The organism is Mesorhizobium silamurunense (genome assembly GCF_014843905.1).
GTDB classification, from domain to species: domain Bacteria; phylum Pseudomonadota; class Alphaproteobacteria; order Rhizobiales; family Rhizobiaceae; genus Mesorhizobium; species Mesorhizobium silamurunense.
Genome location: NZ_LPVS01000023.1, coordinates 61,376 through 68,805, shown reverse-complemented (window position 1 = coordinate 68,805; position 7,430 = coordinate 61,376). Strand labels below are relative to the sequence as shown.

General features: G+C 64.9%; 8 protein-coding genes. 5 read left to right on the top strand and 3 right to left on the bottom strand.

Annotated features, from left to right (window positions below; all coding sequences use genetic code 11):
- Positions 1–261 precede the first annotated feature (261 nt).
- Positions 262–717, top strand: a complete 456-nt coding sequence (locus tag AU465_RS05590; protein ID WP_192244751.1) for a BA14K family protein — start codon at positions 262–264, stop codon at positions 715–717.
- 292 nt (positions 718–1,009) lie between these two features.
- Complete coding sequence (locus tag AU465_RS05585) at positions 1,010–1,387, top strand: COG4315 family predicted lipoprotein (RefSeq protein WP_192244749.1); 378 nt, start codon at positions 1,010–1,012, stop codon at positions 1,385–1,387.
- Between the two features lie 187 nt (positions 1,388–1,574).
- On the opposite strand, the gene AU465_RS05580 is transcribed toward AU465_RS05585, so the two are convergent.
- Positions 1,575–1,910 (bottom strand): hypothetical protein, encoded by a 336-nt coding sequence (locus AU465_RS05580; protein ID WP_192244747.1) that lies wholly within the window; start codon positions 1,908–1,910, stop codon positions 1,575–1,577.
- Positions 1,911–2,242: 332 nt separating this feature from the next.
- Between AU465_RS05580 and minC the strand changes: the two genes are divergently transcribed.
- The 3 genes from minC (at position 2,243) to minE (ending at position 4,288) form a co-directional block, all read left to right on the top strand.
- Positions 2,243–3,097 (top strand): septum site-determining protein MinC, encoded by an 855-nt coding sequence (gene minC / locus AU465_RS05575; protein WP_192244745.1) that lies wholly within the window; start codon positions 2,243–2,245, stop codon positions 3,095–3,097.
- Positions 3,098–3,203: 106 nt separating this feature from the next.
- Positions 3,204–4,019 carry a septum site-determining protein MinD gene (gene minD, locus AU465_RS05570; protein WP_192244743.1) on the top strand — a complete coding sequence of 272 codons (816 nt, stop codon included), beginning with the start codon at positions 3,204–3,206 and terminating at the stop codon, positions 4,017–4,019.
- Positions 4,016–4,288: a cell division topological specificity factor MinE gene (gene minE, locus AU465_RS05565; protein WP_040973218.1), complete on the top strand. Its 273-nt coding sequence runs from the start codon at positions 4,016–4,018 to the stop codon at positions 4,286–4,288. The genes minD and minE overlap by 4 nt, the downstream gene beginning before the upstream one ends.
- 276 nt (positions 4,289–4,564) lie before the next feature.
- Here the strand turns inward: minE and AU465_RS05560 are convergent, their stop codons facing one another.
- On the bottom strand, positions 4,565–6,337 hold the full coding sequence (locus AU465_RS05560) for an ABC transporter ATP-binding protein (RefSeq protein ID WP_246505888.1): 1,773 nt from the start codon (positions 6,335–6,337) through the stop codon (positions 4,565–4,567).
- Positions 6,334–7,368, bottom strand: coding sequence for a glycosyltransferase family 2 protein (locus tag AU465_RS05555; RefSeq protein WP_192244741.1), 1,035 nt, complete (start codon positions 7,366–7,368; stop codon positions 6,334–6,336). Before AU465_RS05555 ends, AU465_RS05560 begins: the two co-directional genes overlap by 4 nt.
- Between the last annotated feature and the right edge of the window lie 62 nt (positions 7,369–7,430).

Genomic DNA, 7,430 nt, shown 5'->3' with positions numbered 1-7,430 from the left:
GCGAAAGGGAATCCCAAGCCGGACTCTTATGTCAGGCGAGAACCACTAGATCATCGCTCGCGGCTTTCCATGTGTATGGTCCTGTCTTTCGAAGAAATATGGCCATTGGTCAATAAAGCGACGCGATAATAGCTATGCGAGCGGCGATTCATTTCAAAAATCGATCTGATTTTGCTTTGACTTTCCGTAAGAACGGGCGGAACAAAAGTTCTGTCAAATCGTTTTAAATTCCAAGGGACGTTAACCTTCAAGGAAAAGACCATGAACAGGATCGTATCGGGTTTGCTGGCGACCACATTGTCAGTGTCGTTCGCGGCCGCCGCCGTGCCTGCCGACGCTGCGCGGATATTCCAGCCGCAAGCGTCTTTCGCTTCGTCCGACGTACAGTCGGTCGACTACAAGCCGTGGATGAAGCACCGGAGCGTCAACCGCAATCGCAGTTTCTCCGACAGTGACGGAGCATACTGGAATGGCCATCGCGGCTATCGTGACTACCATCGCGGCTATCGCCGTCACGGCGACTACTGGTTCCCGCTTGCGGCCTTCGCAACGGGTGCACTAATCACCGGCGCGATCATCAACGGCAACCAGAACCGTGTTTATCGTGGTGATTCCCATGTGGAGTGGTGCTACGACCGGTATCGGAGCTATCGCGCTTCGGACAACACGTTCCAGCCCAACTACGGTCCTCGCCAGCAGTGCAATTCGCCCTACTGATGAATGTCGGCCCTCATGCCGGCGATGATACGCTCAGCAGCGAAGGCCATTATTACCGCGACCGTCGACCCGTTACTGCTGTGTTCGTAGAAACATTGAACGCGGAGTCTTCATGAGCCGCTTCCATAGTGCCACTCTGGAACGCGGGTTTCTTATGCGCTCAGTCTGGAGAACAGGTGCGTCATTATCAGCAGTCAATAACCCACACCGAACCGGAACGAAGCATCGACACCGGCCGTTGCGTCTATGGCGGCACTTGACCGTCCAACAACAAATATAAGGAATGATCGACATGAAACGCATCGCATTTGGACTGGCAGCCATCCTCATGACCACTGGAGTGGGTTTTGCGGTCGAACCTGCAATGATGGCGAAAACGCCCAACGGCAACATCTATACTGATGCCAATGGAATGACGCTCTACACTTTCGACAAGGACAAGGTAGGCAAGTCCGCTTGCTATGACGAATGCGCTGCGACTTGGCCGGCGCTCAAGGTCGCAGACGGCGCGAAGGCTGAGGACGGATGGACGATCGTCAAACGCACTGACGGCACCAAAATGTGGGCCTATGACGGCAAGCCCCTCTACACATACGCCAAGGACAAGAAGGCCGGCGACATGACCGGCGAAGGCGTCGGTGGCGTCTGGCACACAGCCAAGGCCGGATGAACCATCGAGCAGCGGCGCCTGCAGGCGCCGCTGCTTTGTACGCGCTTCAAGGCGCCGGGCTCCCATCAGTTGGCGTGCTTCTGCAATGGCGACGACGCAAATCCGCACTCATAGTCAGATGAGGAAGCGCCAAGGTCGAAGCCGAAGTCGCCATGCAGGGTCGCCATTAGCTGCTCCGGTCACCGCATCAACTCGTCCAGATCGAGCACCCAACCTTCTGCCCGCTCGCCGGGTCGCGGACGACTTTCGCATAGGCGCGGCGAAGACCGACTCTGTTGGCCCTGACTTCCTTGCTCGCAAGGTAGGTCGGATCGCCGACTTCCCAGTGGTAGCGCGTGTTTGCCGGAGCGCGCTTCCAGGTGAATTTCGAGACGTAGGCCAGTTGGCCCGGCGTGGTGTCGGCGAACCGGCAGTCGATAGTCTCCGGTATCATTCCCTTCGCGGCCATCGCATTGACGACCTCGTCGGCGTTGGCCGTTGTCAGCCATTGGTCTATTGCGCTCGTCTGGTCTCTGCCGCTCATGCTCATGCATCCTCCAAGCAGCAACAGCGCTCCGAATGCTGCGCCTGCCCGGCCTGCCCGCCTACTGCTTGCTTGATTGATGCGCATGCTCGGCCCCCTTGCTCTGGAAGTAACCATGCCCGATGGTGCCCGGTGCGGCATGCCTTCGTATATTAGGAACTTCACATGCCTGGGCCGTCCGGGCTTGGGCTACAGCGCGTGGGCAGGCCGTGTGGCCGCCCCGCCACAAAACTTAGCCGCGCCAGCTCTTAACGGCTCCGACCCTCGAAATTAACCTTTTGTTAACCATTCGCCCGGCACCCTTTAACCATTGAGTAAGGATTCGCCTGGCCGTGACCTTCGCCGCCCCTTTGCACAACAAATCCATCCGCTTCCGCGCCCGCTCCTTCGTCGCTTTCACGCTGACGCCGGAGGCGCCGATCGACGACTGGCTGGAGGGGCTCGATCACTGGATCGGCAACTCGCCGGGCTATTTCGCAGGGCGCCCGGTGGTGCTGGATCTCAACACGTTGAAGCCGGGGCCGGAGGAGATCGGAGCGCTGGTCGGCGTGCTCGGCTCGCGCGGCATCCGCGTCTACGCCATCGAGCTCGAAGGCGCCGAGCTCGGGCCTGATTTGCCGCCGCTGCTGGCCGGCGCCAAGGAGGCCACCGCCGAAGGCCTGCTGGGCAGGGCCGCGCGCAAGGCGAAGGCCGAGGAAATCACGGTGGAGACGGTCACCATCGAGGATGTCCAGCCCGGGCAGGTGAGGGCGCCGCAAGACGATCTGGTGAAGCTCGACGAGGCAAAGCCCGAAGCGGCGAAGCCCGAGCCAGCCAAGTCAGGACAGGGCGGCGAGCCGGCGCGGCACGAGCCTTCCGCCGGCACGCTGATGATCAAGGCGCCGATCCGCTCGGGACAGTCGGTCTTCCACCCGCATGGCGACGTCATCGTGCTGGGCTCGGTCGCGTCCGGCTCGGAAATCGTCGCCGGCGGTTCGATCCATGTCTATGGCACACTGCGCGGCCGCGCGATCGCAGGCTCGGAAGGCAATATTTCGGCGCGCATCTTCTGCCGCAAGAACGAGGCCGAGCTGCTCGCCGTCGACGGCTGGTACACCACGGCCGAGGAGATGGAGGGCGTCTCGCGCGGCAAGGCCGTGCAGGCCTTCCTCGACAACGATGCGCTCTGCGTGGTGCCGCTCGGCTGAGTTTTTTGGCCGCAAGCTTCGGACCGGTTTCGCGTGCGAGGCTGACAAAGAATCCCGCCGTGCCAGGCACGGCCAGTAGATAAAAACGCCAATGGAGGCTGGATATATGGGCAAGGTAGTGGTGGTTACCTCGGGCAAGGGGGGCGTCGGCAAGACGACCTCGACGGCCGCGCTCGGCGCTGCCGTGGCCAAGACCGGCAAGAAGGTGGCGCTGGTCGATTTCGATGTTGGCCTGAGGAACCTCGACCTCATCATGGGCGCCGAGCGCCGCGTGGTGTTCGACCTTGTCAACGTCATCCAGGGTAGCGCGAAGCTCTCGCAGGCGCTGATCCGCGACAAGCGGCTGGAAACGCTCTACCTGCTGCCGGCCTCGCAGACGCGCGACAAGGATGCGCTGACCGAAGAGGGCGTTGCCGAAGTCATCGCCCGGCTGCGCTCGGTCTTCGACTATGTCTTCTGCGACAGCCCGGCCGGCATCGAGCGCGGCGCCCAGCTCGCCATGCGCTTCGCCGACGAGGCGGTCATCGTCACCAACCCGGAAGTGAGCTCGGTGCGCGATTCCGACCGCATCATCGGCCTGCTCGACGCCCGCACCATGAAGGCCGAGCAGGGCGAGCACATCGCCAAGCATGTTTTGGTCACGCGCTATGACGCGACGCGGGCCGCGCGCGGCGAAATGCTGTCGATCGACGACGTGCTGGAGATCCTGTCGGTACCGCTGCTCGGCATCATCCCGGAAAGCCAGGATGTGCTCAGAGCCTCGAACCTCGGCGCGCCGGTGACGCTCAGCGAGCCGATCAATACCGCCGCCAAGGCCTATCTCGAAGCGGCAAGACGCCTTGAAGGCGAGGACCTGCCGGTGGTCGTCCCCTTCGAACGCAAAGGCTTCCTCGACCGGCTGCTCGGAAGGAGGGCCGCATGAGCATACTCGACCTCTTCAAGCGGCGCACCAGCGCGCCGGTGGCGCGCGAGCGGCTGCAACTGCTGCTCGCCTATGAGCGCCAGAGCCGCGGCCAGCCAGATCTCGTCTCCATCTTGCGCGAGGAGATCATGGCGGTCATCGCCAAGCACGTGCAGATCGACCAGGATTACCTCCAGGTCTCGATGGACCGCGGCGCGACCATGTCGACGCTGGAAATCGACATCCAGATCCCGAACAAGAGTGCGGTACCGCTGGCGATGGCGGGATAACGCCGACGCATTTCCTCGCCCTCGCCAAAGGCGGGGACGAGGAACGCAGACTGGCAGCGCCGCGATCCTTCGCGCCCCCCTCTGTCCTGCCGGACATCTCCCCCTCGAGGGGGGAGATCGGATGTCGCCCGGCTTTCGCCAATCTCCAACGTTGCAGGAATGGCGCGGCGCGGAAGCTGCCAATCTCCCCCCTTGCGGGGGAGATGCCCGGCAGGGCAGAGGGGGGTGCTGTCCCGCCGGCATTTCAGGGCGCCTTCGCGCCCTCGCCGCACCCCCTCACTCCGGCTGATACAGCTCATCCATGCTGCGCGCCGACAGCGCCGCGAACGGCGCCTGCTTCTTCACCCTGCCATGCTCCAGGATCACCAGGTCGTCGCAGAACGAGATCGTCGAGTGATGGTGGCTAATGACGATCGTTGTGCGGCGGCCGGCGCGCGACTTCAGAGTTTCCACGATCGCCGCTTCGGAAAGCCCGTCGACGGCATTGGTGGCCTCGTCGAGGATCAATATGTCGGGGTCGCGCAGCAGCGCGCGGGCGAGCGCGATGCGCTGCCTTTGCCCGGCCGACAGATTGACGCCGCGATAGCCGACGACTGTTTCATAAGCCTGCGGCAGGCGTTCGATGAATTCATGCGCCTCGGCCAGCTCGGCCGCGCGGCGCGCCTCTTCAGCACTCGCCGTGTCCTTGCCGTAGGTGATGTTGTCGAGGATGGTGCCGTCCACCAGCTCCAGTTCCTGGCTGGCCAAAGCGATATGCGCCCGCCACGTGACCGGATCGATGTCGCTAAGCGCGGTGCCGTCGACGAGGATCCGGCCCCCGTCCGGCTCGACGAAGCGGCAGAGCAAATTGACGATCGTTGTCTTGCCGGCGCCGGAGCGACCGATCAGCGCCGTCGAGCGGCCGCTTCGGATGTCGAAGCTCGCGGCATGCAGCACCGCCGCGCGCTGCTCCTCATTGGCATAGCTGAAGCTCACGCCCTCGAAGGCGATTTTTTCGCTCAAAGCGGCGAACGGCCGGCTGCCTTGCGGCGCCGCCGGTTTGCCTTCGGGATCGAGCAGCCAGGTCACTTCTTCCAGCGAGCCGGAAAGCCCCTGCAACTGGCTCCATGTCATCTGCAGTGCCCTGACATGCGGCTGCAGGCGGTAGAGCAGGATGAGGAAGGCGGCGACCAGCGGGAAGCTCAAGCCCGCGAGCCAGGCGCCGATCACCACCGCCAGGAACAGCACGGCGTGCAGCACTTCCGTCAGCGGTCCCAGCGCGCCCTGGCGGTTGGAAAGCTGGAAGGCCGCCCTGCGCACGCCGTCCGAGGCCGTCTCGAACGCCGCCCTCTCGCGCGCCTCCTGGCCGAAGATGCGGATCAGCCGCCCGGCATGCACCAGATGCAGCATCCGCGAAGCCAGGGCGCTGTTGCGCGCCGCAACGCTGCGGCTGGGCGCCCTCAGATGCGCCGACAGCGCCATATGCGCCGCCTGCACCAGCGCCAGCCCGAGCATCACCAGCAGCGTCATTTGCCAGGAGAGCAGCAGCAGGAAGGCGAGCAGGATCACCGCCGCCGAGGCGCTGACCACCGCGCCGAGCATCGCCTGGATGGCGTCGGAGGCGCGCCAGGATTCGCTGGAGATGATGTTGAGCAGCCGCCCAGGGCTTTCCTTCAGGAAGAAGGGATAGCCGACGCTGAGCAGCCGCTCGGCCAGCGCGCCGCGGATCGCCTGGCTCGCCTTGCCGTAGATATGGGCGGTCAGCACCGAATTGGCGAAGGCGAGCAGGTTCTTCAGCAGGATCGAGCCGAGGATCGCGGCCGCAATGGCGATCAGCCGCTCGCGCTCGCCAAGCCCGGCGCCGACCTTCTGCAGGAGGGCGGAGAGGCCGGCCATGCCGGTCGCCTCGCCATGCCCCATGATGATGCCGAGCAGCGGGATGATCAGCCCGATGCCGAAACCTTCGAGCGCGGCGCTTGCAAGCCCGAGCGCGACGACGACCGGCAGCAGGCCGATCTGCCGTCGGCCGAGCGCATGGCGCAGCATCGATAGCGTCGGCCGCCCGCTCATCGCGCGCCGGCCTCCGCGCTGGCGGCCTCATTGGTCTCCTTGCCCGGCTGCGCCTGACGCTTCGGCCGCCTGGCAAGCACCAGAAGCACGAACTTCGCCGCGCCAGCGAGGTTCATCAGCACGATCGGCCAGTGCGACAGCCTGAGCTCATGGTCGAAGCGCGGGCCTCCGGCGAGCTCGCGCATGGCCGACCGCGCCGCCCAGTAGAAATGGCGAAGCAGGAAGGGCGCGCGTCGGATGTGCTTCAGGCAGAGCGCGCCGTTGCCGAAATGATAGTCGCGGTGCAGCCGGTCGATCGCCTTGCGGTCGCGCCGGCCATGATGGTGGAAGATCGTCATGTCGGGCACGTATTCGACCGCCATGCCGGCAAGCATCGCCCGCACCAGATAGTCCGTGTCCTCGGCCGAGCGCAGCGCCCCGCCGGCGCCGAAGCGCTCGTCGAAGGGGCCGATGCGGGCGGCGACGTCGCGATGCATGGTCATGTTGCAGCCGAGCACGAAGCCGCCCGGATGGACGGCGCGCGTCAGCCGCTCGCGCTTGTCGCAGCGCTTGATGGTGAAGGGCAGGTCGCGCGCGTCGCCTAGCTCGACGCGGCCGCCGCGGATCAGCCATTTCTCGCCGCTCGCATAGTGCCGCTCCAGATCGGCGAGGTAGGTGCGGTCGAGCTGGCAGTCGTCGTCGATGAAGACCAGCACGCGCCCGCGCGCCCGCGCCAGCCCGGCATTGCGCGCCGCCGCCAGTCCGGGGCGGGGCTCGCAGATCGCGGTCAGCGCGATGTCGGACGTCGCGGCGATCCGCGAAAGGTATTCGGCCGTGCCATCGCGCGAGCCATTGTCGACCACCACCAGCTCGGCGGCGAAGGCGGGGTGCGCGCGGCAGGCGGCGCGGATCGAGTCGATGCAGGCTTCCAGCACCGCCGCGCGGTCGCGCGTGCAGACGATGAAGGAAACCTGCGGCCGCTGCCTGGGCCAGGGCGGCGCGGGCAGGGCCGGGCGGAAGCCTCGCAGCAGCGGATGGTGCTCAGCGTTCATGGCGAGGCCTTTGCGCCCGCGTCAGGCCGACGGATAAATCCGTTGCGCCGCGATCCTTCCCA